The sequence below is a fragment of the Nonomuraea sp. NPDC050643 genome (genome assembly GCF_040654715.1).
Lineage (GTDB): Bacteria > Actinomycetota > Actinomycetes > Streptosporangiales > Streptosporangiaceae > Nonomuraea.
The window spans coordinates 153,886-178,384 of sequence record NZ_JBFAIM010000008.1 but is presented as its reverse complement, the minus strand read 5'-3'; the positions used below and the strand labels follow the sequence as shown (position 1 = coordinate 178,384).

At 71.1% G+C, this 24,499-nt stretch carries 22 protein-coding genes; 9 read left to right on the top strand and 13 right to left on the bottom strand.

Features of this window, described 5'->3' with window-relative positions; translation table 11 throughout:
- Nucleotides 1–46: 46 nt before the first annotated feature.
- Nucleotides 47–727, top strand: coding sequence for a DUF6879 family protein (locus AB0I15_RS13035; protein WP_358094084.1), 681 nt, complete (start codon nucleotides 47–49; stop codon nucleotides 725–727).
- On the opposite strand, the gene AB0I15_RS13030 is transcribed toward AB0I15_RS13035, so the two are convergent.
- The 6 genes from AB0I15_RS13030 to AB0I15_RS13005 all read right to left on the bottom strand — a co-directional run bounded on the left by AB0I15_RS13030 (nucleotide 717) and on the right by AB0I15_RS13005 (nucleotide 8,583).
- Nucleotides 717–3,059, bottom strand: coding sequence for a glycoside hydrolase family 2 protein (locus AB0I15_RS13030; protein ID WP_358094081.1), 2,343 nt, complete (start codon nucleotides 3,057–3,059; stop codon nucleotides 717–719). The two genes, AB0I15_RS13035 and AB0I15_RS13030, sit on opposite strands and share 11 nt — an antisense overlap.
- A gap of 10 nt (nucleotides 3,060–3,069) precedes the next feature.
- Nucleotides 3,070–3,945, bottom strand: coding sequence for an ATP-binding cassette domain-containing protein (locus tag AB0I15_RS13025; protein WP_358094078.1), 876 nt, complete (start codon nucleotides 3,943–3,945; stop codon nucleotides 3,070–3,072).
- On the bottom strand, nucleotides 3,945–4,886 hold the full coding sequence (locus AB0I15_RS13020) for an ABC transporter ATP-binding protein (RefSeq protein WP_358094075.1): 942 nt from the start codon (nucleotides 4,884–4,886) through the stop codon (nucleotides 3,945–3,947). Before AB0I15_RS13020 ends, AB0I15_RS13025 begins: the two co-directional genes overlap by 1 nt.
- Entirely contained in the window at nucleotides 4,883–5,767 is an 885-nt protein-coding gene (locus tag AB0I15_RS13015) for an ABC transporter permease (protein WP_358094072.1), read from the bottom strand. Before AB0I15_RS13015 ends, AB0I15_RS13020 begins: the two co-directional genes overlap by 4 nt.
- Entirely contained in the window at nucleotides 5,764–6,759 is a 996-nt protein-coding gene (locus AB0I15_RS13010; RefSeq protein ID WP_358094069.1) for an ABC transporter permease, read from the bottom strand. The genes AB0I15_RS13015 and AB0I15_RS13010 overlap by 4 nt, the downstream gene beginning before the upstream one ends.
- A gap of 66 nt (nucleotides 6,760–6,825) precedes the next feature.
- Nucleotides 6,826–8,583: an ABC transporter substrate-binding protein gene (locus AB0I15_RS13005; RefSeq protein WP_358094067.1), complete on the bottom strand. Its 1,758-nt coding sequence runs from the start codon at nucleotides 8,581–8,583 to the stop codon at nucleotides 6,826–6,828.
- Between the two features lie 330 nt (nucleotides 8,584–8,913).
- Between AB0I15_RS13005 and AB0I15_RS13000 the strand changes: the two genes are divergently transcribed.
- A complete protein-coding gene (locus AB0I15_RS13000) occupies nucleotides 8,914–9,378 on the top strand; it encodes a lamin tail domain-containing protein (protein WP_358094064.1) in 465 nt (154 codons plus the stop codon).
- A gap of 44 nt (nucleotides 9,379–9,422) precedes the next feature.
- Here the strand turns inward: AB0I15_RS13000 and AB0I15_RS12995 are convergent, their stop codons facing one another.
- The 5 genes from AB0I15_RS12995 to AB0I15_RS12975 all read right to left on the bottom strand — a co-directional run bounded on the left by AB0I15_RS12995 (nucleotide 9,423) and on the right by AB0I15_RS12975 (nucleotide 14,153).
- On the bottom strand, nucleotides 9,423–9,995 hold the full coding sequence (locus AB0I15_RS12995; protein WP_358094061.1) for a calcium-binding protein: 573 nt from the start codon (nucleotides 9,993–9,995) through the stop codon (nucleotides 9,423–9,425).
- A 119-nt stretch (nucleotides 9,996–10,114) separates the two neighbouring features.
- On the bottom strand, nucleotides 10,115–10,714 hold the full coding sequence (locus AB0I15_RS12990) for a response regulator transcription factor (protein WP_358094059.1): 600 nt from the start codon (nucleotides 10,712–10,714) through the stop codon (nucleotides 10,115–10,117).
- Nucleotides 10,711–11,925, bottom strand: coding sequence for a histidine kinase (locus tag AB0I15_RS12985; protein ID WP_358094056.1), 1,215 nt, complete (start codon nucleotides 11,923–11,925; stop codon nucleotides 10,711–10,713). Before AB0I15_RS12985 ends, AB0I15_RS12990 begins: the two co-directional genes overlap by 4 nt.
- On the bottom strand, nucleotides 11,922–13,040 hold the full coding sequence (locus AB0I15_RS12980) for a histidine kinase (RefSeq protein WP_358094054.1): 1,119 nt from the start codon (nucleotides 13,038–13,040) through the stop codon (nucleotides 11,922–11,924). Before AB0I15_RS12980 ends, AB0I15_RS12985 begins: the two co-directional genes overlap by 4 nt.
- A 51-nt stretch (nucleotides 13,041–13,091) precedes the next feature.
- On the bottom strand, nucleotides 13,092–14,153 hold the full coding sequence (locus tag AB0I15_RS12975) for a hypothetical protein (protein ID WP_358094051.1): 1,062 nt from the start codon (nucleotides 14,151–14,153) through the stop codon (nucleotides 13,092–13,094).
- Between the two features lie 146 nt (nucleotides 14,154–14,299).
- Here AB0I15_RS12975 and AB0I15_RS12970 point away from each other — a divergent pair, with 146 nt between their 5' ends.
- From AB0I15_RS12970 to mug, 5 genes are read left to right on the top strand one after another with little or no spacing between them, the layout of a single operon-like run.
- Complete coding sequence (locus tag AB0I15_RS12970; RefSeq protein ID WP_358094048.1) at nucleotides 14,300–15,217, top strand: LLM class F420-dependent oxidoreductase; 918 nt, start codon at nucleotides 14,300–14,302, stop codon at nucleotides 15,215–15,217.
- A 41-nt stretch (nucleotides 15,218–15,258) separates the two neighbouring features.
- Complete coding sequence (locus AB0I15_RS12965; protein WP_358094045.1) at nucleotides 15,259–16,776, top strand: 3' terminal RNA ribose 2'-O-methyltransferase Hen1; 1,518 nt, start codon at nucleotides 15,259–15,261, stop codon at nucleotides 16,774–16,776.
- The gene (locus AB0I15_RS12960) at nucleotides 16,760–19,219 is read left to right on the top strand and encodes a polynucleotide kinase-phosphatase (RefSeq protein WP_358094042.1); all 2,460 of its coding nucleotides are present in this window, start codon (nucleotides 16,760–16,762) and stop codon (nucleotides 19,217–19,219) included. Before AB0I15_RS12965 ends, AB0I15_RS12960 begins: the two co-directional genes overlap by 17 nt.
- Before the next feature lie 56 nt (nucleotides 19,220–19,275).
- Nucleotides 19,276–20,676 (top strand): sugar porter family MFS transporter, encoded by a 1,401-nt coding sequence (locus AB0I15_RS12955; protein WP_358094039.1) that lies wholly within the window; start codon nucleotides 19,276–19,278, stop codon nucleotides 20,674–20,676.
- Between the two features lie 10 nt (nucleotides 20,677–20,686).
- Nucleotides 20,687–21,181, top strand: coding sequence for a G/U mismatch-specific DNA glycosylase (mug, locus tag AB0I15_RS12950; protein ID WP_358094036.1), 495 nt, complete (start codon nucleotides 20,687–20,689; stop codon nucleotides 21,179–21,181).
- A 22-nt stretch (nucleotides 21,182–21,203) separates the two neighbouring features.
- Here the strand turns inward: mug and AB0I15_RS12945 are convergent, their stop codons facing one another.
- A complete protein-coding gene (locus tag AB0I15_RS12945) occupies nucleotides 21,204–21,569 on the bottom strand; it encodes a CAP domain-containing protein (RefSeq protein WP_358094033.1) in 366 nt (121 codons plus the stop codon).
- A gap of 19 nt (nucleotides 21,570–21,588) precedes the next feature.
- Between AB0I15_RS12945 and AB0I15_RS12940 the strand changes: the two genes are divergently transcribed.
- Both AB0I15_RS12940 and AB0I15_RS12935 read left to right on the top strand, forming a co-directional pair.
- Entirely contained in the window at nucleotides 21,589–21,777 is a 189-nt protein-coding gene (locus tag AB0I15_RS12940; RefSeq protein ID WP_358094030.1) for a hypothetical protein, read from the top strand.
- A 611-nt stretch (nucleotides 21,778–22,388) separates the two neighbouring features.
- Nucleotides 22,389–23,252 carry a hypothetical protein gene (locus AB0I15_RS12935; protein ID WP_358094027.1) on the top strand — a complete coding sequence of 288 codons (864 nt, stop codon included), beginning with the start codon at nucleotides 22,389–22,391 and terminating at the stop codon, nucleotides 23,250–23,252.
- On the opposite strand, the gene AB0I15_RS12930 is transcribed toward AB0I15_RS12935, so the two are convergent.
- Nucleotides 23,242–24,492: a class I SAM-dependent RNA methyltransferase gene (locus tag AB0I15_RS12930; RefSeq protein WP_358094024.1), complete on the bottom strand. Its 1,251-nt coding sequence runs from the start codon at nucleotides 24,490–24,492 to the stop codon at nucleotides 23,242–23,244. The two genes, AB0I15_RS12935 and AB0I15_RS12930, sit on opposite strands and share 11 nt — an antisense overlap.
- Nucleotides 24,493–24,499: the final 7 nt, after the last annotated feature.

Sequence of the window (24,499 nt, the reverse complement as noted above, 5' to 3'; positions counted from 1 at the left end):
TCAACTGATGATCTGGGCGGGTCTTCGACGCGAAGGGGAAAGCCGCATGACCGAGCAGGGCACTCCGGTCCGCCACACGAACCCGTTCGCCGCCGTCGCGGGCGCCGGCGGCCTCGTCCTGGACGTGCCGGGGTACCAGGCCGGTTTCGACCGCGACCACGAGCTCTGCGCCGAGCCGATGTGGAAGCTGGAGCGGGCCCAGGAGTTCTACGAGCCCGACGTGGCGAGCTGGCGGGCCATGATGGACGGCGACTGGGAGCGCTCCATGGCGCTGGCCGACCGCATGGCGGGGCCCGTGGCCGACTACTTCCGCCACCGCCACCCGGTCAGGCGGGTGCGGGTGGTCGAGTTCCCGATCACCGCGTACCTGCAGTGGGAGATGCACGTGCTCGCCTTACGCGCCGCGGCGGGCTCACCCTGCCGGGTGGTGCCCGCCGCGCACGTGGCGGGCTGCGAGCCCGTACCGGAACTGGTGATCTTCGATCCGTCCCTCATGTACGAGGTCCTCTACGACCGGTACGGCGGGGGCCGGGGCGGCCGGCGGATCACCGATCCCGGCGTGGTCGGCCCCTGCCTGGGGGCGGTGCGTGAGCTGTTCGCCGGGGGCGAGGACGTGCTCGACTTCCACCGCCGCGAGATCGTCCCGCTGCCCCCGCCCGTCGTCACCGACGAGATGCGGGCCGCGCTGCCCGGCTACGCGCACCGTACCGAGGAGTTCAGGGTCTGACCTCCTCGTTGACGCAGCGCAGCACGGGGAAGCGGGTCAGCGCCCCGGCGTCCAGCTCGCGCCCGGTGGCGACGTGGAACACGGCGCTCTCGCCCGGCAGCAACGTGACGAGCTGGTCGTCCACGCTCGCGCCGGGGTCGAGCCGGTCGGGGAAGAGGGCCAGCTCGCGCAGCACGGTCACGGCGGTGACGATCACCCGGTAGCCGTCCTCCGCCCGCTCGACGTGCGCGTCGTACGCGGCCCGCGGGAACATCATCGCCGGGTCCTCGGCGTAGCAGCTCACCACGCGGCAGCCGCCGAACCGGGCGGCGAGCAGCTCGCGGGCGGGATCGTCGGGGACGGCCACCGACGCCGGCAGCGCCACCTTGAGCACCGACCTGGGCGCGGCGTGCACGGCGACGACCTCCTTGGCCAGCGGCTCGCCGGTGAGGCTGTGGCGGGTCAGGTGCAGCTCACCCGACCAGGGCCCGGGGGCGTCGTTGACCAGGGCCAGCTCGCCGTCCTGGAGGGTGAGCAGCCGGTCGGCGAAGGCGCGGCGCAGCGCGTACCAGAGGGGTTTGCGCCGGCCGTCGCCGTCGATCGCGGACCAGGACGTGACCGGCCAGCAGTCGTTGAGCTGCCAGACGATCGTCCCCATGCAGTACGGCATCAGCGACCGGAACCGCTCGATCCCGAACGCCATCGCCCGCGCCTGGTTGAGCTGGGTCAGGTAGTGCCATTCGTCGAACGTCTCCGGCGCCGGCAGGTGCCCGCCCAGCCCGCGCAGCAGTTTGGCCTGCCCGTCCACGGCCTTCTGGTGGGAGGAGTCCGGCGTCAGCGGCTCGTCGGAGGAGGCCCGGCGCAGCGTCGCGTACGCGGGCGGCCCCTGGAACCCGAACTCGGCCACGAACCGCGGCCGGTAGCCGGCGTAGCGGGCGTAGTCCTCGCGGTTCCACACGTCCCAGATGTGGACCGTGCCCCGGGCCGGGTCGTTCGGGGGCAGGTGGGGCGCGCCGGAGTAGGGACTGCCCGGCCAGTAGGGGCGGCCGGGGTCGAGCTCGGCGACGATCGACGGGAGCAGGTCGTGGTAGAAGCCGGCGCCCCAGCTCCGCCCGCCGAGCCGCTCACGCCAGCCCCAGTCGGCGTGGCCCTCCAGGTTCTCGTTGTTGCCGCACCACAGGACCAGGCTCGGGTGCGGGGTGAGCCTGGCGACGTTCTGCCGGGCCTCGGCCTCGACCTCGGAGCGGAACGGCTCCTCCTCCGGGTAGGCGGCGCAGGCGAACGGGAAGTCCTGCCACACCAGCAGGCCCCGCTCGTCGGCCAGGTCGTAGAAGTCGTCGCTCTCGTACCGGCCGCCGCCCCACACCCGCAGCAGGTTGACCCCGGCGGCGGTGGCCTGCCCGAACCGCGCGGCCAGCCGGTCCCGGGTGATCCGGGAGGGGAAGCAGTCGTCGGGGATCCAGTTGGCGCCCCTGACGAAGACCGGCACGCCGTTGACCTTCAGCGCGAACGCCTCGCGGTCCAGCTCGACGTCCCTGAACCCGATCCGGCCGCGCCACTCCTGCTCGGCGAGGCGTACGGTCAGGTCGTACAGGGGCTGGTCGCCGTACCCGCGGGGCCACCACGGGCGCGGCTCCGGCACGCGCAGCCCGAGCACGCCCGAGCGGCCGGTGAGACGCATTTCCGCGGTGACGCCCGCGATCTCGGCGGTCAGGGTCAGCGGTTCCTCGGTCGCCCGCTCGGCCCGTACGCGCACCTCCACCGTGCCGTCGGCGCGGGCGAGCGGGCGCACCTCGGCCAGGCGGGCGCCGCTCCAGCTCTCCAGCCCGATCGGGCGCCAGATGCCGGCCGTGACCACGTTCGGGCCCCAGTCCCAGCCGAAGTTGCAGGCCATCTTGCGGATGAACGGGTAGGGCTCGTCGTAGGGGCCCGGCCGCTCCCCGAGCGCGGCCCGCCGCTCCTCGGCGTAGGCGTAGGCCGAGCCGAAGCGCGCCACCAGCTCGTTGCCGCCCTCGCGCAGCAGGTGGCGGACCGGGAAGCGGTAGGAGCGGTGCTGGTTGGCGGTGCTCCCGAGGGGCACGCCGTTCAGGATGAGCGTGGCGACCGTGTCCAGCCCGTCGCACACCAGGTCCGTACGCTCGTGCTCGTCTGGCGACCAGGTGAAGGTGGTGCGGTAGGTCCATTCCGTACGGCCGATCCAGGCCAGCCGGTGCTCGTTGCCGTCCAGGTAGGGATCGTCGATGAGCCCGGCCGCGAGCAGATCGGTGTGCACGCAGCCGGGGACGGTCGCGGGGACGCCCTTGAGGCCGGGCGACGACAGGGTCCAGCCGTCGTGCAGCGGACGGTAGGTCAAGGGGCTCTCCTTAGCAGGTCGCGAGCCGGGCGCAGGCCACGAAGTGCCCCGGTTCCGCCTCCAGCAGGCCGCCGGACGCCCCCTGCTCGTGGTAGCGGCAGACGTCCACCGGCACGGCGTCGTCCCACGCCTCGTGCAGGCGCGGCACGGCCGACAGCAGCTCGCGCGTGTACGGGTGCAGCGGGTCGCCGAAGACCCGCTCGGTCGGCCCCATCTCCACCACGCTCCCCCGGCGCAGCACCACCGTGCGCTCGGCCAGGTAGTTGCCGAGCGACAGGTCGTGGGTGATGTAGAGCACGCCGAGGCCCCTGATCTTCAGCTCGGCGAGCAGGTTGAGCACGTCGATGCGGGTGGAGGCGTCCAGCATGCTGGTGATCTCGTCGGCGACCAGCAGCTTGATGTCCAGCAGCAGCGCGCGGGCGATGAGCAGGCGCTGGAGCTGGCCACCGCTGAGCTGGTGGGGATATTTGCCGAGCACCTGGCCGGGGTTGAGCCGCACGTCGCGCAGGGCCGCCTCGACACGCTCCGCCCACTCGGGCGCGGGCGCGGCCGGGAAGTACGACTCCTTGATCATGGCGAACACGCGGTCGGCCTTGAAGACCGGGTTGAAGGAGCTGAACGGGTCCTGGAAGATGCCCTGGATGCGCCGGTAGTACTCCTTGCCGGCCCGCACCGGCAGCCCCTCGAAGGTGATCGAGCCGCTGGTGGCCGCGTTGAGCCCGAGGATCAGCCGGCCGATCGTGCTCTTGCCGCTGCCGCTCTCGCCGATCAGGGAGACGACCTCGCCGGGCACGACCTCGAAGCTCACGTCCTTCACGGCCGTGACGCTCCTGCCGCCGAAGGCGCCGATCCTGAATTCCTTGGTGACGTCCCGAAGTTCGAGCATCAGGCCTTCCAGCAGGCTACGTGGTGGTCGGGGGCGAGCTCGGCCACCGGCGGGTCCTGCGCGCACTCCTCGCCCGCGATCGGGCAGCGGTCGCGGAAGCGGCAGCCGGTGGGCGGGTTCAGCAGCGACGGCGGGCTGCCGGCGATGCCTTCGAGCCTGCGGTCGGCGTAGCGGACCCCGACCTCGGGCAGGGAGTCGAGCAGCAGCCGCGTGTACGGGTGCCGCGGCGCCTTGACGATCACGTCGGCTGGCGCCTTCTCGGCCAGCCTGCCCGCGTACATGACCATGATCGTGTCGGCGATGTGGTGGGTGAGCGCGAGGTCGTGGGTGACGAAGATCATGCTCTTGACGTAGCCGCTCTCGCGGAAGCCCAGCAGGGCGCGGGCGACGGCCTTCTGGGTGGAGACGTCGAGCGCGGAGGTGACCTCGTCGGCGATCAGCAGGGAGGGGTCGAGCAGCGTGGAGATCACCATCACCATGCGCTGCTTCATGCCGCCCGACAGCTCGATCGGGTAGCGGTCGAGCACCTCGCGCGGGAGGCCGACCTGGTCCATGCGGCGTTCGAGCTCGGCGACGTCCAGGGTGGCGCCCCTCGACCTGAGCAGTTCGGTGACCATCTTGCGGATCTTGCGGGTGGGGTTGAGCGCGCTCATGGCGTACTGCGGGATGAGGGAGACCTCGCGGAAGCGGAAGTCGTTCATGCGGCGGTCGTCGCCGATGGGCAGCTCCCGGCCGTCGAGCACGACCGTGCCGTCCACGTGGCGCATGCGGCCGTCCATGCGGATGAGGGCCTTGCCCAGCGTGCTCTTGCCGCAGCCCGACTCGCCGACCAGGCCCAGGATCTCGCCGTCGCGCATCGTGAAGGACATGCCGTCGAGCGCGCGCACGTCGCCCTTGAGCGTCCTGTAGTACACCCGGAGCTCGCTGACCTGCAGACTCATGTCTCCCTCAGTTTCGGGTTGAAGACCTCGTCGAGCCCGACGTTGGCGACGTAGAGGGCGCCCACGATGGCGGTGATGGCCGCTCCCGGGGGCACGAACCACCACCAGAGACCGAGCTGGAGCGCGCTCCACTGGTTGGCGTTCTGCAGCATCAGGCCGAGCGAGACCCCCTCGGTCGGGCCGAGGCCGATGAAGTCCAGCGAGGAGGCGATGAGGATCGAGCCGCCGAACAGCAGGATGAACGTCATGAACAGGTAGGAGCTCATGTTCGGCGCGATCTCCCTGGAGATGATCTTCCAGGTGCCCGAGCCGCTCATCCTGGCCAGGTCCACGAACTCACGGGTACGCAGCGAGAACGTCTGCGCCCTGATCGCCCGCGCCGCCCACGGCCACTGCGTCAGGCCGATGAACAGGCCCTGCACGGCCACGCTCCGGATGCCCAGGTAGGCGTTGATGATCAGCAGGACGGCCAAGGTCGGGATGACGAGGATGACGTTGGTCAGCATGTTGAGCACCTCGTCCACCACGCCGCCGCGGTAGCCGGCCACGAAGCCGACGACCATGCCGATGACCGCGGCGATGCCGCCGCCGATCACGCCGACGGCGAAGGTGGCGCGCAGGCCGTAGACGAACTGGAGAAAGACGTCCTGGCCGAACGTGGTGGTGCCGAACCAGTGCTCGGCCGAGGGCGGGGTCATGGGGCGGGTGCCGTACTCGTTGGGGGCGCCGCCGATCAGCACGGGGCCGAGCAGGCCGAGCACGAGCAGCACGAGCACGATGCCGAACCCGGTCATCAGCTTGCCGTTGCGCACCGCGAAGTAGAGCGCCTCGCGGCGCACCCCGGCCGGCTCGCGCGGAGCGACGTCCTGTAGTGCCGTCATGCCTGCGCACCCGCCATTCCCGCCCTGGTCCGCGGATCGACCACGACGTAGACGATGTCGATGATGAAGTTGGCGATCAGCACGCCGAGCACGATGAACAGGAACGTGCCCTGCAGGAGGAAGAAGTCCTTGTTCTGGATGGCCTTGAGGATCAGGCTGCCGAGGCCGGGATAGGCGAAGACGATCTCGGTGACCAGGGCGCCCGCGACCAGCACGCCCAGTTGCAGGGCCAGGCCGGTGATCTGGGGCAGGACGGCGTTGCGGAAGGCGTACCTGCGGATGAGCCGGGCGGGGGCGCCGAGCGCCGACAGGTAGTTGGAGTAGTCGGACTCCAGCTCATAGATGATCATGTTGCGCATGCCGATGGCCCAGCCGCCCAGAGCCACCAGGAACAGCGACAGGAACGGCAGCGTCCAGTGGTGCAGCAGGTCGAGCAGGAACGTCCACGACCAGTTGGGCCGCATGGAGAAGCTGTAGCCGCCGGCCACCGGGAAGAGGCCGGCCAGCACGCCCAGCGACCAGGCCAGGAGCACGGCCAGCCACATGTACGGCATGGCCGTCAGCACGTAGCCGATCGGGAGCACGGTGTTGTCGAGGAGCTTGCGGCGGGCGGCGTACGCACCGAACCGGTTGCCCACCACCCAGCTCAGCAGCACCGACGGGATGACCAGGGCCAGCGTGTACGGCACCGCCCCCGTGATCACGTCGCTGACCGGCGTCGGGAACAGCCAGATGCTGAGCCCGAAGTCGCCGCGGAACAGCGCGCCCCAGAAGTTGACGTACTGCTGCCACAGCGGCTGGTCCAGCCCGAACAGGTTGTTGTAGTAGGCCCGCATGGCCTCGACGGCCTGCGCGTTGGTGACGTTGGCCCGCGCCACCATGCTGGCGACCGGGTCGCCCGGCATGAAGCGCGGGATCATCCAGTTGACCGTGACGGCGACGAAGAAGGTCAGTCCGTAGATGAGCAGTTTCCTACCGAAATAACGACGCACGCGAATGTCTCCGTGAAGGCCCTCCGCCCCCGGGGGTCCTGGGGGCGGAGGAGCGGTTCGTCCCGGTCAGGAGCCGGAGGGCTGGAGCTGGGTGAGCGTCTCGAAGCCGCCCAGTTCGAGCCAGTTGCGCCACATGACGGCACCGGTCTTGGGCGCGCTCCCGGCCGCGGCCGGCCAGTTCTTCCACACGCTGGTGCTGGACTGCGCCCAGAGGCCGTTGTACCAGAGCGGGATGACGGGCATGTCGTCGAGATGGATCTGCTGGAGCTGCGCGGTGATCTTGGCCATGCCGGCGACGTCGTCGGTCTTGACCTGGTCGAGCTGCTGGACCAGATCCCAGGCCTTCTCGTTCTCGTAGCGGGCGAAGTTGACCGTGTTCTGCTGCTTCTGGATCGGTAGCTGGAACATGTACTCGTAGTAGGTGTAGGGGGAGTTCGACAGTTGCCGCTCGTTGTTGACGAGCAGGTCGAAGTCGCCCTTGGCGCGCTTCTCGACGAGCGCGTTGAAGTCGGGGAAGTCGGGGGTGATCTGGATGCCGGCGGTCTTGGCGCTGGCCGAGATCGACCGGGCCGACTCCATCCAGTCGGTCCAGCCGGACGGCACGATCAGGGTCAGGCTGATCTTGGAGCCGTCCTTGTTCTCGACGTACCCGTCACCGTCGCCGTCCTTGTAGCCGGCGTCCGCCAGGAGCTTCTTGGCCTTGGCGGCGTCGAAGGTGAAGCCGGACTTGGAGACCACGTTCGTGTCCACGAACTTGTCCCACTGCGGCAGCAGACCGGTCGGGCTGGCGGCCTTGACGAGGTTGCCGTACACGCCTTCGACGATCTTCTTGACGTCGATCGACGAGGCCAGCGCCTTACGGAAGGCCGCGTCGTCCATCGGCTTCTTCTTGGTGTTGGGCACCAGCCAGGCGGTGTTGGCCGACAGCATGTACGGGGGCTCGTTGTAGTACGTCGTCAGCCCGAAGTTGCCCTGCACCAGGTTGGCCACGCCGGGCAGGAAGTTGTTGCTGAGGTCCAGCCCCTTCTGCAGCAGCAGGCCCATCGCGACCTCGTTGCTCGGGGTGGCGATGTCGACGATGTAGCGCGGCTTGGGCTCCATGTTGAGCACCGTCTTGCCCCACCAGTCGTCGCGCCGCTGCAGGACCACGCGGTCCTGGTCCTTGCTCATGAACGTGTACGCGCCCGTACCGACCGGCTTGTCGTTGATGCCGTCGAGCACCTCCTTCTCCGAGCGGCCCTTCCAGATGTGCTCCGGGACCATGGAGCGGCTGTAGAGCATGAAGTCCCACTGCTGGTAGTTGGCCTTGGAGAAGGTGAACTTCACGCTCTGGTCGTCGACGGCCTCGACCGTCTTCAGCCAGTCCCACAGGTGGTGGTAGGGGATCGTCTCCATCTTGCCGAGCTCGAAGGAGTAGACGACGTCCTTGGCGGTGAACGGCTGGCCGTCGGCCCACTTGATCCCGGGACGGAGCTTGAGCTCGTAGGTGGTGTCGTCGGCCCACGCGCCGCTCTCGGCCAGCCAGGGGGTGAGCTTGGCGGCGGTCGTGTCGTAGTGGAACAGCGTCTCGTACACCAGGCCCTTGGTGCCGACGGCCGAGTCCCACTCCCTGATCGGGTTGAAGTTGGGCGGCGGGCCCCATTGGGTGCCGGTCGTGTAGAGCGTCTCGTTGCGTGGCAGCGAGTTGGGGTCGGCACTGGCCACCGCGCCCTGGCTCTGCGCTTGGGAGGCCGGCGGGGTCGGCGTGGATCCGCCGCCGGTGCAGCCCGCGGCGAGCAGGCCCGCCGCCACGAGCGGAATCAAGATCCGAGCCCGGTTACGCATCGCTTCTCTCCTTCCTCCGCGCCTGGCGCGAAGGTTCGCACGTCTGCTTGCACCCCCGACAGGGACCGGCCTCCGCGAGCTGGGAGCGCTCCCAGACATGGACGAGAACCGGCAGGATCTGCTGAACCGGATAAGTACCGCGAACGTAAATTCCGCGCGTCGGTGCCGTCAAGGGCCGTGACGCTTTCGAGACGTGGCCTGGAAACGCTCTCATGCGCCGCCGACCAACCGGTTCAACGCACGTTGATCAACTTCTGTCGCTTCCCTGCAAACCAGGACCAAGGGTCCGCCGTCCTACTTCCGTCACATTCATCCGGAAAGGACTCGACGGTGAGACTTCCCCCCACGACCGTCGCCACTATGGTGGCGACGGTGCTCGGTTTCACGGTGCTCGGCGCCGCGCTCCCGGCGCACGCCGCCGCTCCGGCCCTCCGGATCGTGAAGATCTACTACGACTCGCCCGGGCCCGACCGCCGCTCCAACAGCTCACTGAACGCCGAGTACGTGACCCTGCTCAACACCACGAAGCGGGCGATCGACCTCAAGGGATGGACCGTACGGGACAAGACCGGCTACACCTACGAGTTCGGCCCCGACCTGGTGCTCGGCCCGAAGAAGCGGATCACCCTCCGCTCGGGCCAGGGCTCCGACGGCGCCGGAAACGTCTACTGGAACCGCAAGCAGTACGTCTGGAACAACGACCAGGACACGGCCACCGTCCACAACCCGGCCGGCCGGCCCGTCGACTCCTGCGCCTACCGGGCCAGTACCAAGGCCGCGTACGTGACCTGCTGACAGCATGATGCCCCTCGGCCGGACGGCCGAGGGGCACCTCAGGACTACGGGCAGGCCGTGACGATCTCGGCGTCGCACTTGTCGACGCCGTCACCGCCGTGGGCGCTGTCCTTGCCGGCCTCGCCGAGCAGGACGTCGTCCCCCGCCAGCCCGGCGAGACGGTCGTTGCCGTTGCCGCCGCTCACCTGGTCCGTGTCGAGCCCGCCGATGAACTGGTCGTCGCCGTCGCCGAGGCTCACCCGCGAGGGCAGCAGGGTCCGGTTCCGCACGATGTCGTCACCGGGCCGCGTGATCGCCACGATGTGGGTGACGCCCTCGGCCTTGCAGACCACCTCGTTCTTGGCGACCGACGCGCAGGACGCGCCGGGGATCAGCACGTCGCCGTTGTTCCTGACGACCAGCCGGCCGTCGACCTGACCGACCAGGATGTCGTCCGCCAGGTCGCTGGTGACGATCTCCAGCACGCTGCCCGTCACGCTCACGTTGCCCGCGGCGTGCGCGGGCCCCGCAAAGACGGCCAGCGAGGCGGCCAGAGCCGCGCCCGCCGTCAGCGCGCGCACCCCGTGCCTGCGCAGGACGGTGGCCCTAGAGCGCCGCTCGGTCCCCCGTGTACTCATCGTTCCCCCTCTGTTGGTGGCAGGCCGCCACGATCGGCGGCCGAGGACGAGTACAACCCGGATGGGGCAGGGGGCTCAGTGCCGGACCGGACAATTGTTCTGTGGCTTTTTGCCTGTCGTCAGAGCCAGCCCATGCGCTGCGCGGTGCGGATGGCCTCCAGCCGGTTCTGCGCGTTGAGCTTGGTCATGGCGCTCGACAGGTAGTTGCGCACGGTGCCCTCGGTCAGGTGCAGCTCCATGGCGATCCTTGAGATCGCGGCGCCCTCCCCTGCCAGCCGGAGCGCGTCGCGCTCGCGTTCGGTCAGCGGGCTGTCGCCGGCCGCCATCGCCGCGGCGGCCAGCTCCGCGTCCAGGTAGCGCCCGCCGGACTGGACCTTGCGGATGGCCATCGCCAGCTCCTCCGCCGAGGCGTCCTTGCCGAGGAAGCCGCTGACGCCCGCCGCCATGGCCCGGCGCAGGTAGCCGGGGCGGCCCAGGCTCGTCAGGATGACGATCTTGCATTCGGAGCTGATCTGCTCGGCCGCGCTCAGCCCGTCCATGCCGGGCATCTCGATGTCGAGCACGGCGACGTCCGGCCGGTGCTCGGCGACGGCGGCCACGACCTCGTCGCCCCTGCCCACCTGGGCCACGACCTCGATGCCGTCCTCGAGGTCCAGCAGGGCCGCGATGGCGCCGCGGATCAGGTGCTCGTCGTCGGCTAGCAGCACGCGGGTGGTCATGCCGGCACCGCCGCCCGCAGCAGGTAGCCGCCCTCCCGCGTGGGCCCGGCATCGAGGGTGCCGCCGGCCGCGCGCAGCCGCTGGGCCAGCCCCGCCAGCCCGTTCGGCGCGTGCTCGCCCACCGGCCCGCTCACCCCGTCATTGGACATCTCCAGCACCCCATCTTCGATCGTGATCGTGCAGCGTTCGGCCTTGCTGTGCTTGAGCACGTTCGTCGCGCCCTCGCGGACGACCGTGGCCAGCAGCGTGCCCGTCTCCGGCGAAAGCGAGCCGGTCTCGGCGCGTACGGTGCAGCGCACGTCGGCCGCCTCCAGCACCGCCCGCACACTGGCGAGCACCTCGTCCAGATCGACGGCCCGGTAGTTCTGCACGGCGGCGCGCACCTCGCGCAGCGACCGCCTGGCCAGGTCGCGCACCTCGAACATCTCCGCCGAGGCCGCCTCCTGGTCGCCGCGCAGCGTCCACTCGGCCATGGCCGTCCTGGCCGCGACGTCGGACAGGCTCTGCCCGAGCAGGTCGTTCAGGTCGCGGGCGAAGCGCAGCCGCTCCTCGGAGACCGCCAACCTGGCCAGCGCCTCCTGCCCGTCGTAGGCGTCCCTGGCCACCCGCCAGAGCCACAGGTTGGCCAGCACCCCGCCGACGTTGATCGCGGTGAGCAGGACCTGCATCAGGAACAGCTCCGGCGCGAACCCCTCGACCAGCGTCACGAGCAGGTTGACCGGCAGAAGCGAGACGACCGACAGGACGATGATCGTGCGCCTGCGCACGAACGGCGCCAGCAGGCCGAGCCACGTCGGATACAGCCACATGAGGGGGAAGATCGACAGGAGCACGACGATGCCGCCCGTCATCGCGAGGATCGCGGTCGGCCGCTCACCCCCTCGGATGGCCGTCCTGAACGGCCGCGTCCCCATGACGTGGAAGGCCACCAGCAGCACGACGCCGGCCGCGATCACCGGCCACGGGACCCCGATCTGCCAGCGGATGAACAGGTCGTAGTAGGCGATGGCGGACAGCAGCAGCAGGGAGTCCGTGGTATAGACGATCAGCCAGCGGATCTTGTCCAGCTTCGTCGCCCGCCGGATCACGCGCCTGGTCACCCATCGGGTCGCGCGCCTGGCCGCGGAGGTGGCCGCAGGGGTGGCCGGGGCGGTGGCCGTGGTGGCCGTGGTGGTGGAAGCGGTCGCAGAGGTGGTCGTCGGGATCGTCACGCGGGCACCGCCGCGCGCAGGAGGAACTCGCCCGTGGGCGTCGGCTCCGCCGAGAACGAGCCACCGGCCGTGACGAGCCGCTCCGACAGGCCGCGCAGCCCGTTGCCGGACCCGGAGGGCCGCCCGAGCACGCCGTCGTTGCGCATCTCGAGCACGCCCGCCTCGATCGTGATCGTGCAGTGCCCGGCCGCGCTGTGCTTGAGCACGTTCGTGCCCCCTTCGCGTACGGCCCAGGCCAGCAACGCCCTGGCGACGGGCGACAGGCCGTCCACCCGGGCGTCGACCACGCACCGCATGCCCGCCGCCTCCAGCGCGGCCCGCACGCTGGCGAGCTCCTCGTCCAGATCGAGCGCCTGGTAGCCGTCGACGGCGAGCTGCACCTCGGCCAGCGCCTCGCCGGCGAGGCGGCGCACGTCGGCCATCTCGGCCGCGGCCCGGCCCTCGTCCTTGGTGGCCAGCTTGGCGGCCAGCTCGCTCTTCAGGGTGATCACCGAGAGGCTGTGCCCGAGCAGGTCGTGCAGGTCGCGGGCGAAGCGCAGCCGCTCCTCGGCCACCGCGAGCCTGGCCTTGGCCTCCTTGCCGTCGTGGGCGTCCCTGATCGTCCACCAGAGCCAGCGCCACAGCAGCATGGCGGCGATCATGCCGACGGCGCTGATCGACTGGGTGAGCAGGATGCCCTCCCAGGGGCGCCCGGTGAGGACCGTCGCCACGCCGGTGACCAGCCCGAGCACGGTCACCGTCAGGCAGACGGTCGCGGGCGGCGGCAGATAGAGCGCGGCGGCCGACAGCCACAGCATCCCGATCTCCACCCAGGAGGGCATGTCGGAGATCTGGGGCGGCAGGAGCGCCAGCGTTCCCGCCGCGAACAGGCCGGCGAGCAGCGCCAGGCGCGACGGGCGGCGCGGGCGGCGGTCGTAGGCCTCCCGGAGCATGAAGGGGAAGAGGCCGAAGAAGCCGAGCTGGCAGACGATGACGGCGGCCGCGTGCGGCAGGGAGATCGCGCCCATGGACCAGTGCAGGACCGCGATCGACAGGAACATGACGCCGAGGAGCGCCATCATGGCGTCCATCCAGTAGAGCAGGACGTTTCTGGCCATCTCTGGACGGGTCGCCATCACACCCCTCCCCGCTGCTCGGACACCCTCGTCGGTCCCCGAATCCTATATTCAGGGTGGAGTACGCCAAAGAATTCGCGATACGTCCGGCCTTGGGGTGACTCCGCGCAGTGACAGCCAGGCCAGCCCGTGGTGGGCGGCGTAGGCGGTGAGCTTGCGGGCGTCGGGCTCGCTCAGGGCGTCCTCGCCCACCAGCACCGGGGTCAGCGCGATGCGGCGCCACGCCTGGGCGGGGTCGGGCAGGCCGTGGGCCCGCGCGATCTGGTCCCTGGCCGCCTGCACGGCCGTGGCCATCGGGCCGAGGCGGCTGCCCTCGACGGGGGCCAGCAGGTTGACGGTGCCGATGTCGGCGCCCTCCTCGCGGGTGGCGCGCAGCATCGCCAGGTCTCCCGATCCCAGCCCGTACGACCTCAGCCGCAGCGTGAAACTGACCCGCAGCCGCCGTTCGAGCTGCATGGCCCGGATGGCGCGCGCCCGGCGCAGCACCACGGCGCGCTCGGCGCTGTCGCGGACCTCGAAGTCGATGGCGTCGGCGTCGAACGCCCCGACCACCCGGCGGTAGGCGGCGGCCAAGCCGCCCGGCCGGATGCAGGTCGCGGCCAGTTCTCGGCCGCCGGGCCCACCGAACACGGGAGCGGCGTCACCGCCCAGCGCCCTGAGCCGGCCGATCCGGTTGGCCACCGGATTCCTGCCGGGATCGAGCAACCCGGTCCGGTAAGGGTCGGCGCTCCGATCCCGCGAACCACTCCCGTAGAGATCGGCGCTCCGATCCGGCGAGCCCGTCCCGCCGATCGCGGGGGACGTGGCGGGCAGGCCGGTCCACTTGGGTGCGCAGCCGTCGCCGCCCGCGACGAGGTGGCCGAGCGCGAACCTGCGGATGTCGGTGCGGCGGGACACGGCGGGCAGGTCGAAGCCCGGCTCGCGGGCGGTGTCGACGAACCCGACGAAGACCGGGGGCCGCACCGTCACCACGGGCGAGGAGGCGACGACGGGAGGGCGGGCGACCGGCGGCAGGGCCGCCGGGACGGCGCCCGCGGGGAGCATGCGGATCGCCGCGACGGTGCCGGCGGCGAGCGCGAGCGCCCCGAGAACGGCGAGCGGACGCGGGAGCATACCGGGCTCCCTCTTGTGCCGAGGCATAGGCCACCCCAGGTGGTCGGTCGGCTACGTTAAGGCACGGCGGGTGAACGCTAGCAAGCTTCCGCGGCGCGGCGCGGGCGTTTTCCGGTGCGCGTCCGATGTGTGCGGATAATGTGGTCATGAAGCTGCGGATCTTCACCGAGCCCCAGCAGGGCGCGACATATGACGACCTGCTCACCGTCGCCCAGGCCACCGAACGGCTGGGTTTTGATGCTTTCTTCCGTTCTGACCACTATCAGCGCATCGGCCCCGGCGACCCGGGTCCCGGCTCGACCGACGCGTGGATCACGCTCGCCGGGCTGGCCAGGGAGACCTCGCGGATCCGGCTGGGCACGCTGGTGACCGCCGCGACGTTCCGGCTGCCGGGGCCGCTGGCGATCAGCGTGGCCACGGTCGACCAGATGAGCGCGGGCCGGGTCGAGCTGGGCTTCGGCACCGGCTGGTTCGACGGGGAGCACTCCGCGTACGGCATCCCGTTCCCGCCGGTGGGCGAGCGGTTCGGCCGGTTCGAGGAGCAGCTCGAGATCATCACGGGCCTGTGGACCGCGGACAAGGGCTACTCCTTCGAGGGCCGCTACTACCGGCTGGCCGACTCCCCCGCGCTGCCCAAGCCGGCGCAGCGCCCCCGGCCGCCGTTGATCATCGGTGGGATCGGGGCCAAGCGCACGCCGAGGCTGGCGGCGACGTACGCCGACGAGTACAACGTGCCGTTCCACACCCCGGACGACACGGGGCAGGCGTTCGGCAGGGTGCGGGAGGCGTGCGAGACGACCGGGCGTACCGTGCGGTTGTCAGTGGCGCAGACGACCGTCGTCGGGCGCGACGAGGCGGAGGTCGCGCGGCGCGCGGCCGCCATCGACCAGGACCCGGCCAACCTGCGTGCCGGCGGCCTGGCCGGCACCCCGGCCGAGGTGCTGGACAAGCTCGGGAAGTTCGCCGAGCTGGGCACGGAGACGGCCTACCTGCAGATCATGGACCTGTCCGACCTCGAACACCTGGAGCTGATCGCGGCCGAGGTCCTCCCGCACCTGCCGTAATAGGTTGGCGGTGCTTCGTGGGGTTACGGCACACTTGGGGCGTGCTGCTGACGATCACGACCACCGCGACACCCGCCACCGACCTGGGCTTTCTCCTGCACAAGCATCCCGAGCGCGTGCAGGAGTTCAGCCAGTCGTTCGGCACGGCCACGGTGTTCTATCCGGAGGCGGGCGCGGAGCGCTGCACGGCGGCGCTCATGCTCGAGGTGGACCCGATCGCGCTGGTCAGGTCGCGCGGCAAGAACTCCCCCGACTTCAGCCTGTCGCAGTACGTCAACGACCGCCCCTACGCGGCCTCCTCGTTGCTGGCCGTGGCGCTGGCCGACGTGTTCCGCACCGCGCGGGCGGGCCGCTGCAAGGCCCGGCCCGAGCTGCCCGGCACGCCGCTGCCGCTGGAGCTGCTGCTGCCGGCGCTGCCCTGCCGGGGCGGTCCCGACCTGGCGCGGCGGTTGTTCGAGCCGCTCGGCTGGGAGGTGGACGCGGGGCCGGTGCCGCTCGACGAGGGCTTTCCCGAGTGGGGCGAGTCGCGCTATGTCCGGCTCGTCCTGCGCGGCACGTGCCGCCTGTCCGACGCCCTCAACCACCTGTACGTGCTGCTCCCCGTCCTCGACGACGGCAAGCACTACTGGGTCGCCCCCGACGAGGTGGACAAGCTGATCAGGGCGGGCGAGGGCTGGCTGCACGGGCACCCGGAGCGCGGCCTGATCACCCGCCGCTACCTGGGACGGCGCTGGGCGCTGGCCCGCACAGCGCTGGCCCGGCTGGCCGAGCTGGGCGACGAGACCGAGGAGGAGCTGGAGCCCGCGGTCGAGCCCATCGTCGAAGAGCCCGCTGCTGAGGGACCCGCTGCTGAGGGGCCCGTCGTCGAAAGGTCCGCTGTCGAGGAGCCCATCGTCGAGGGGCCTGCTGTCGAGGAGCCCGCCGTCGAGGAGCTCGTCGTTGAGGAGAAGGCCACGCCGCTCAACCTCAGGCGGCGCGAGGCCGTGCTCGCCAAGCTGGCGGAGCTCGGCGCGACCAGCGTGATCGATCTGGGCTGCGGCAGGGGTGAGCTGGTCGGCGCGCTGCTGTCCCAGCCCCGGTTCGCCAGGGTCGGCGGCATGGACGTCTCGCCGATGGCGCTCACCATCGCCGCCCGCAAGCTGCGCCTCGACCGCATGCCCGACGCCAAGCGCGCCCGGCTCACCCTGTTCCAGGGCGCGCTCACCTACACCGACAGACGGCTGTCCGGCTACGACGCCGCCGTCCTCATGGAGGTGATCGAGCACGTCGACCCGCCCCGCCTGGCCGCGCTCGAGCAGGTCGTGTTCGGCCACGCGCAGCCCCGGCACGTCCTGGTCACCACCCCCAACATCGAGCACAACGTCCGCTACGAGTTCCTGACCGGCCTGCGCCACCCCGACCACCGCTTCGAGTGGACCAGGGCCGAGTTCGCCGCGTGGGCCACCCGGGTGGCCGGCCGGTACGGCTACCAGGTCGCCTTCACCCCGGTCGGCGACGACGACCCCGAGGTCGGCCCGCCCACCCAGATGGGAGTGTTCACCCGTGATCAGCGTTCCTGAGCTCTCCCTCGTGGTGCTCGTCGGCGTGTCCGGCAGCGGCAAGTCCACGTTCGCCCGCAGGCACTTCAAGCCCACGCAGGTCATCTCCTCCGACTTCTGCCGCGGCCTGGTCGCCGACGACGAGAACGACCAGGCGGCCACCCCGGCCGCGTTCGACCTGCTGCACCACATCGTCGGCGTGCGCCTGGCCAGGGGCCTGCTCACCGTGGTCGACGCCACCAACGTCCAGTACGCCGCCCGCAGGAGCCTCATCGACCTGGCCAAGAAGCACGACGTGCTGGCCGACGCCATCGTCCTCGACGTGCCGGAGGAGGTGGCCATCGAGCGCAACGCCATCCGCCCCGAGCGCGACTTCGGCCCCGGCGTGGTGATCAGGCAGCGCAAGGACCTGCGCCGCTCGCTCGGGAAGATCTCGAACGACGGGTTCCGCCGGGTGCACGTGCTCCGGGGCACCGAGGAGATCGACGCCGCCGAGATCACGTACGAGAGGGCGTGGACCGACAAGACGGAGCTGACCGGCCCGTTCGACATCATCGGCGACGTGCACGGCTGCCGCGCGGAGCTGGAGTCGCTGCTGCGCGAGCTCGGCTGGGAGGGGACTCGGCACCCGGAGGGCCGTATCGCGGTGTTCGTCGGCGACCTGGTGGACCGCGGTCCCGACACGCCCGGCGTGCTGCGCCTGGTCATGGAGATGGTCGAGGCCGGCACCGCCATCTGCGTGGCCGGCAACCACGAGCAGAAGCTGGTGCGCGCGCTCAACGGCCGCAAGGTCAAGGTCGCGCACGGCCTCCAGGAGTCGCTGGACCAGCTCGCCGCGCAGCCGCCGGAGTTCGTGGAGCGGGCCAAGGCGTTCATGGACGGCCTGATCAGCCACTACCGGCTCGACGGCGGCCGGCTGGTCGTCGCGCACGCCGGGCTCAAGGAGGCCTACCACGGCCGCGCCTCGGGCCGCGTACGCTCCTTCGCCCTCTACGGCGACACCACCGGCGAGACCGACGAGTACGGCCTGCCGGTCCGCTACCCGTGGGCCGACGACTACCGCGGCCGCGCCATGGTCGTCTACGGCCACACGCCCACGACCAGGCCGGAGTGGGTCAACAACACGATCTGCCTCGACACCGGCGCGGTGTTCGGGGGCCACCTGACCGCGCTGCGCTACCCGGAGCGCCAGATCGTCCAGGTCGCCGCCGAGAAGGTCTGGTACGAGCCCGCCAAGCCGCTGGCCTCCGCCGTCCGCGATCCGGGCATGCTCGACATCGGCGACGTGACCGGCACCCGGCACCTCGACACCAGGTTCGGCACCAGGGTCAAGGTGATGGAGGAGAACGCGGCCGCCGCGCTCGAGGTCATGAGCCGGTTCGCGGTGGACCCGCGCTGGCTGGTCTACCTGCCGCCGACCATGGCCCCGCCGGAGGCCTCCCGGCTCGACGGCTACCTGGAGCACCCGCACGAGGCGTTCGAGGAGTTCGCCGCGGCCGGGGTGCGCGAGGTCGTGTGCGAGGAGAAGCACATGGGCTCGCGCGCCGTCGCCGTGCTGGCCAGGACACCGGAGGCGGCCGCGGCCAGGTTCGGGGTGAGCGACGGGAGCGCGGGCGCGATCTACACGCGCACGGGCCGGCCGTTCTTCGACGACACCGCGCCGCTGGTCGAGCGGCTGCGCGAGGCGTGCGGGCCGCTCTGGGCCGAGCTGGACTCCGACTGGGTGGTGCTCGACTGCGAGCTGCTGCCCTGGTCGGCGAAGGCGGGCGAGCTGATCAAGTCGCAGTACGCCTCCGTCGGGGCGGCGGCCCGCGCGGCCCTGCCCGAGGCGGTCTCGGCTCTTGAAGCGGCGGCCGGGCGCGGGCTGGGTGTGGGCGATCTGTTGGACCGCACCCGACGCCGCTCCTTCAACGCTGCCCTTTTCCGCGACGCTTACGCACGCTACTGCTGGCCGGTCGACGGCCTGGACGGGATCCGGCTGGCGCCGTTCCAGATCCTGGCCTGCGAGGGGCGGGCCACGGCGCTGGAGCCGCACGCCTGGCATCTGTCCACGCTGGCGCTGCTCGACTCGCCGCTGATCACCCGGACCCGGCACGTCTTCGTCGACCTGGACTCGCCCGGATCCAGGGCCGAGGCGACCGCCTGGTGGGAGTCGATGACGGCGGACGGCGGGGAGGGCATGGTGGTCAAGCCCGCCGCGTACACGCCGGGGCGGGTGCAGCCCGGGGTCAAGGTGCGCGGGCGCGAATACCTGCGTATCATCTACGGCCCCGACTACACCGAGTCCCTCGACGTGCTGCGCCGCCGCTTCCTCGGCAAGAAGCGCTCGATGGCGCTGCGCGAATACGCGCTCGGCCTGGAGGCGCTGTCGCGGCTGGCGGACGGCGAGGCGGGCTGGCGGGTGCACGAGGCGGTGTTCGCCGTGCTCGCCCTGGAGTCCGAGCCCGTGGATCCCCGGCTCTGACGGGAATACGTGGCTGACCTGCGGGTAGTTCCCCGATCACTCGGGGGAGGACCTGCATGGCTAGTCAGTACACCCATCGTGAGCACCTGGGCCACGTCGTGTTCATCACGGCGGCGGCGGCCATCGGGGGGTTCCTGTTCGGCTACGACAGCTCCGTCATCAACGGCGCGGTGGTCGGGATCCAGAAGCACTTCGCGGTGGGCCCGGTCGAGACCGGGTTCGTGGTGGCCATCGCCCTCCTGGGCTCCGCTCTGGGGGCCTGGGCGGGCGGAGGGCTGGCGGACCGGTGGGGGCGTACCCGGTCGATGCAGGTCGCGGCGATCCTGTTCGCGATCAGCTCGATCGGGCAGATGCTGCCGTTCGCGATCTGGGATCTGGCGTTCTGGCGGGTGGTCGCGGGCTTCGCCATCGGCATGGCGTCGGTGCTCGGGCCCGCGTACATCGCCGAGGTGGCCCCGCCCGCCTACCGGGGGCGGCTGGGCTCGTTCCAGCAGTTGGCCATCGTGCTCGGCATCGCGGTCTCGCAACTGGTCAACTATGTGATCGCGCGGCTGGCCGGCGGCGATGTGAACAACGACCTGCTGGGGCTGGAGGCGTGGCAGTGGATGCTGGGCGCCTGCGTCGTGCCGGCGCTGCTCTATCTCCTCTTCGCCCTGAACATCCCCGAGTCGCCCCGCTACCTGATCATGTCCGGTCGGACCAGGCAGGCGCGCGTGGTGCTGGCCGAGGTCGAGGGCGACGACGTGGACCTCGACGCCCGCGTCTCGGAGATCCAGCACGTGCTGCGCACCGAGCGTGTTCCGGGGCTGAAGGACCTGCGCGGGCCCGCGCTGGGGCTGCTGCCGATCGTGTGGATCGGCATCGTGCTCTCGGTCTTCCAGCAGTTCGTGGGTATCAACGTGATCTTCTACTACTCGTCCGTGCTGTGGCAGTCGGTCGGCATCAACCAGAGCGACTCCCTGCTGATCAGCTTCTCCAGCTCGATCATCAACATCATCGGCACGTTCATCGCGATCGCCCTGGTGGACCGGATCGGCCGCAGGCCGCTGTTGCAGATCGGCTCGGCCGGCATGGCGATCTCGCTGGCCACCGCGGCGTGGGCGTTCAGCGCCGGCCGGGGCGCGGGCGAGTCGGTCACGCTGCCCGACCCGCAGGGCCCGATCGCGCTCGTCGCGGCCAACGTGTTCGTGCTGTTCTTCGCCCTGTCATGGGGTGTGGTGGTCTGGGTGCTGCTGGGCGAGATGTTCCCGAACCGCATCCGTGCCGCCGCCCTGGGCGTGGCCGCGGCGGCCCAGTGGATCGCCAACTGGGCGATCACGGTGTCGTTCCCGGCGCTGGCGGCGTGGAACCTGCCGCTCACGTACGCCATGTACGCGCTCTTCGCGCTCCTGTCATTCTTCTTCGTGACCAGGTGGGTCAGGGAGACCAAGGGCCGCAAACTCGAAGACATGGGCTAATCTCCGGCACGTGCTCAACGACGTTCTCGGCCCCTCGCTCGACGTGCTCTTCTGCGGCATCAACCCCGGCCTGATGTCCGAGGCCACCGGACACCACTTCGCCCGTCCCGGCAACCGTTTCTGGCCGGCGCTGCACCTGTCCGGCTTCACCCCGCGCCGGCTCGCGCCCGCCGAACAGGACCTGCTCCCCTCGTACGGGCTGGGCATCACGAACATCGTGCCCCGCCCGAGCGCGAAAGCGTCGGAGCTGACCCGGCAGGAGCTGGCCGACGGCGGCGCCGCGCTGGCGGCGAAGGTGGCCGGGCTCGGCCCGAAGGTCCTGGCCGTGCTCGGCGTCTCCGCCTACCGCACGGCCTTCGGACGCCCCAAGGCCCGGATCGGCCCGCAGGAGGAGCTCGTGGGCGGGGCCAGGGTGTGGGTGCTGCCCAATCCCAGCGGGCTGAACGCCCACTGGACCCTGGCCACCATCGCCGACGAGCTGGGCCGCCTGCGGGCCTCCCTCTAGGGCGCTGCTCTCCTCGCGGGCCTTACTTCGCGGCGAAGTTCTGGGTCCAGTAGATCTGGCCCTTCGAGTTCTTGGCCGCGCCGACCCCGATGAGGTTGTACTTGCAGTTCATGATGTTGGCCTTGTGACCGGAGCTGTTCATCCAGGCGGTGACCACCGCAGCGGGGGTCGGCTGCCCCATCGCGATGTTCTCGGCCCAACCGGAACCCCCGGTGAAGCCGGCCGCCCGGATGCGGTCCATGAAGCTGCGGCCGTCCTGCGAGGTGTGGCTGAAGTAGTTCTTCGCGGCCATGTCGGAAGAGTGGCCGAAGGCGGCCGCACGGAGCTGCGGGTCGTGCTTGAGCGGCTGGCAGCCGCCCTTGGCGCGCTCGGCGTTGGTCAGCCGCACGACCTCGTTCTCCTCGGTCGTGCCGACGCTCCCGGACGACGGGGGCGGCGTGGTGGCACTGGAGGTGGGCGTAGGCGTGGGCGTCGCGGACGACGTGGGCCTGGAGCTGGGCGTGGGCGTGGGCCTGCCGGTGCCGTTGCCGGGCGTGCCACTGCCCGGGGTGCACGTCAGCTTGGACGCCTTGGACTTGACCGAGCGGCTGCGGTAGTCGGTGGCGACCGCGTAATAGGTGCCCGGCTCGCACGGGAGCGTCAGGGAGATACGGCCGTTCCTGCTGGCCCCGCTCTTGACGACGGGGTCGGCGCCGGGGACGGCACGCTTTATACGGATGCGCAGGAGCGCTGAATTAGAGCAGCCACGGCGGGCGGCGGAAGATTCGATCTTCAAGGTGTCGCCGACGCTCGGCTTGGCCACGCTCACGCGACACCGGGCCGCTTCCGTAGCCGCGGCAGCCTGCGCCGCGCTCACGGGCACGGCGATCGCTGCCAGGCTGACGGCTGCGGCGAGTACCCCAAGGGGTCTACGCATAGGGGGTTTCCTCCAGTTGCGGTAGACGCTGGATGGCACCGCATTCTGTCGGGACCGATACTGATTTGTCATCAAAATCGGGACATTCACCTAAGGCGAATGTAAACCAGAGTGACTCCAGAGGCGTCTGCGCAGGCAGCGGCGCCGGCCCGAAACCCCTAGGGACAGGCCTCACAGCCCCCCGGACGGCGCCGGCACGAGCACGACCACCGAGATCGCCGGCACCGAGATCGCCGGCATCGCCCTCACGGCACGCCTGAACCGCGCACCCATGGTGATCGTCTCAAAGGCGTGAAACGGGGTTGGCTCATCGCTCTGACACTGACGCTCACGGCCTGCGGCGGCACCGCCGTGCACCGGTCCACGGCGACCACTTCCGCTCCGGCGCGGTCCATCCAGCCGAAGGCCGAACCGCCCTCCACCGGCCCCTCCACCGGCCCCTCCACCGGCCCCTCCACGGGCCCCTCCACCGACCCCGCCGTCGGCCCCTCCGCCGGCCCTGTCGCCGCATGGTCGCGGGAGGGCGGCCTGATGGCGCCCGGCCTCCCCGCCGTCCGCCCGCCGCTGCTGGTCGTCTACGGCGACGGCCGCGCCATCGCCGGCGCCACGCACGAGCTCCGGCTGCCACCCACCGAGGTGAAAGCCCTGGTCCAGGCCCTGGATCAGGACCTGACCGGCCGACCCCCCACCGCCTCGCCCAAGCCTGGCACGTCAAAGGTCCTCGACTCGCCCACCACGGTCCTCGCCGTCGACAGCGGCAACGGGATGCGCGAGGTCCGCGTGCCGAACCTGGACGGCGCCCCGGCCGGTTACGACCCCGCGCTCGCCGGCGCCCGCGACCGCCTCGCCCACCTGGCCGGCCGCGTCACCGCCGAGGGCCGCCCCTACGCGCCCGACCGCGTACGGCTCCACGCCGAACCCCTCACGTCCCCGGCGAAGACCCCGAAGCCCTGGCCGCAGGGCGTCCCGGACGTCGTGCGGGAGGGCTCAGCGGGCACGTCAGGGAGCACGGACTACAAGGGCGTCAGGGCGCGTACGATCGCCCGGCTGATCCCCCATGACGGCTCCTGGCACGTCTATCGCTCGCCGTCCGGCCGGCCGATCGCGCTCGCCTGGCGCTTCCTCCTGCCGCACGAGCGCCAGGTCACTCCTTGACCAGCAGCGCCACGCACTCCACGTGGTGGGTCATCGGAAAGGCGTCGAAGGCCCGCAGGTCGGCCAGCGGATAGCCGCGCTCGCCGAACCAGGCCAGGTCCCGGGAGAGGGTGGCCGGGTCACAGGAGACGTACACGATGCGCGAGGCGTCCAGTGAGGCGAGCCGCTCCACCACCTCGCGCCCCAGCCCTGCCCGCGGCGGGTCCACCACCACGAGGTCGGCACGTTCGATCTGGAAGCGGTCGAGGGCCTCCTCCACGCGCCCCCGCTCCACCCGGGCCTGCGGCAGGTCGCGGAGGTTGGCGCGGGCATCGCGTACGGCCGCCGCCTCCGACTCCATCCCGAACACCGCCCCCTCGGGCCCCACGGCCTCCGCCAGGCCGGCCGCGAACAGCCCGACCCCGCAGTAGAGGTCGAGCGCCCACTCCCCGGGCTCCGGCGCCGCGTAGGCCAGCACCGCGTCGAGCAGCGTCTCGGCGGCCCCCGGGTGCACCTGCCAGAAGCCGCTGCCCGCCACCCGGAACTCCCGGTCGCCCACCTGCTCGTGCAGCACGCCGGACCCGCGCCTCGGCACCGTGCGGCCCTTGCCCTGGTCGAGCAGGACCGAGGCGGATGCCTCCAGGTCCGGCACGGTGACGCTGCGCCGCGGCCTGGGCGCCACCACCACGGCCCGGTCGCCGCCGGAGGAGGCGATGACCTCGACCCCGGACGCGCCCGGCCACCGGTGCTCCTCCGCCCCGACCGCCTCCACCTCGGGATGGGCGATCAGGCAGGCGTCCACGATCTCGATGTCGTGCGAGCGGTGCCTGCGGAAGCCCAGCTCGCCGGAGGGCGTCGCGGCGAACTGCACCCGCGTACGCCAGCCGAGCCCGTCTTTGACCCCCGGGACCTCCTCGACCACGACCTCGCGCTCGATGCCCGCCAGCCGGCGGAGCTGCTCCGCCACGACCTGCGCCTTGAGCCGCCGCTGCGACTCCGGCGTGGCGTGCTGCCAGTCGCAGCCGCCGCAGCGCCCCGGCCCGGCGTAGGGGCAGGGCGGGACCACGCGATCGGGCGACGCCTCGAGGATCTCGACGGCGTCGGCTCGCAGGAAACGGGTCGTCTCCTCGGTGACGTCGGCGATCACCCGCTCGCCTGGCAAGGCGTGCCGTACGAACACCACGCGCCCCTCATGGCGCGCCACACACCAGCCGCCATGCGCGACCGGACCTACCGTCAGCTCGAGAGATGCCTGTTCCACACCGACA

Excerpts from the sequence above, each read along its gene's own strand:
- AB0I15_RS13025 (WP_358094078.1), bottom strand. The coding sequence starts at position 3,945 with ATGCTCGAACTTCGGGACGTCACCAAGGAATTCAGGATCGGCGCCTTC.
- AB0I15_RS13015 (WP_358094072.1), bottom strand. The coding sequence starts at position 5,767 with ATGACGGCACTACAGGACGTCGCTCCGCGCGAGCCGGCCGGGGTGCGC.
- AB0I15_RS12970 (WP_358094048.1), top strand. The coding sequence starts at position 14,300 with ATGAAGCTGCGGATCTTCACCGAGCCCCAGCAGGGCGCGACATATGAC.
- AB0I15_RS12995 (WP_358094061.1), bottom strand. The coding sequence starts at position 9,995 with ATGAGTACACGGGGGACCGAGCGGCGCTCTAGGGCCACCGTCCTGCGC.
- AB0I15_RS12975 (WP_358094051.1), bottom strand. The coding sequence starts at position 14,153 with ATGCTCCCGCGTCCGCTCGCCGTTCTCGGGGCGCTCGCGCTCGCCGCC.
- AB0I15_RS12990 (WP_358094059.1), bottom strand. The coding sequence starts at position 10,714 with ATGACCACCCGCGTGCTGCTAGCCGACGACGAGCACCTGATCCGCGGC.
- AB0I15_RS13035 (WP_358094084.1), top strand. The coding sequence starts at position 47 with ATGACCGAGCAGGGCACTCCGGTCCGCCACACGAACCCGTTCGCCGCC.
- AB0I15_RS13005 (WP_358094067.1), bottom strand. The coding sequence starts at position 8,583 with ATGCGTAACCGGGCTCGGATCTTGATTCCGCTCGTGGCGGCGGGCCTG.
- AB0I15_RS12980 (WP_358094054.1), bottom strand. The coding sequence starts at position 13,040 with ATGGCGACCCGTCCAGAGATGGCCAGAAACGTCCTGCTCTACTGGATG.
- AB0I15_RS12955 (WP_358094039.1), top strand. The coding sequence starts at position 19,276 with ATGGCTAGTCAGTACACCCATCGTGAGCACCTGGGCCACGTCGTGTTC.
- AB0I15_RS13020 (WP_358094075.1), bottom strand. The coding sequence starts at position 4,886 with ATGAGTCTGCAGGTCAGCGAGCTCCGGGTGTACTACAGGACGCTCAAG.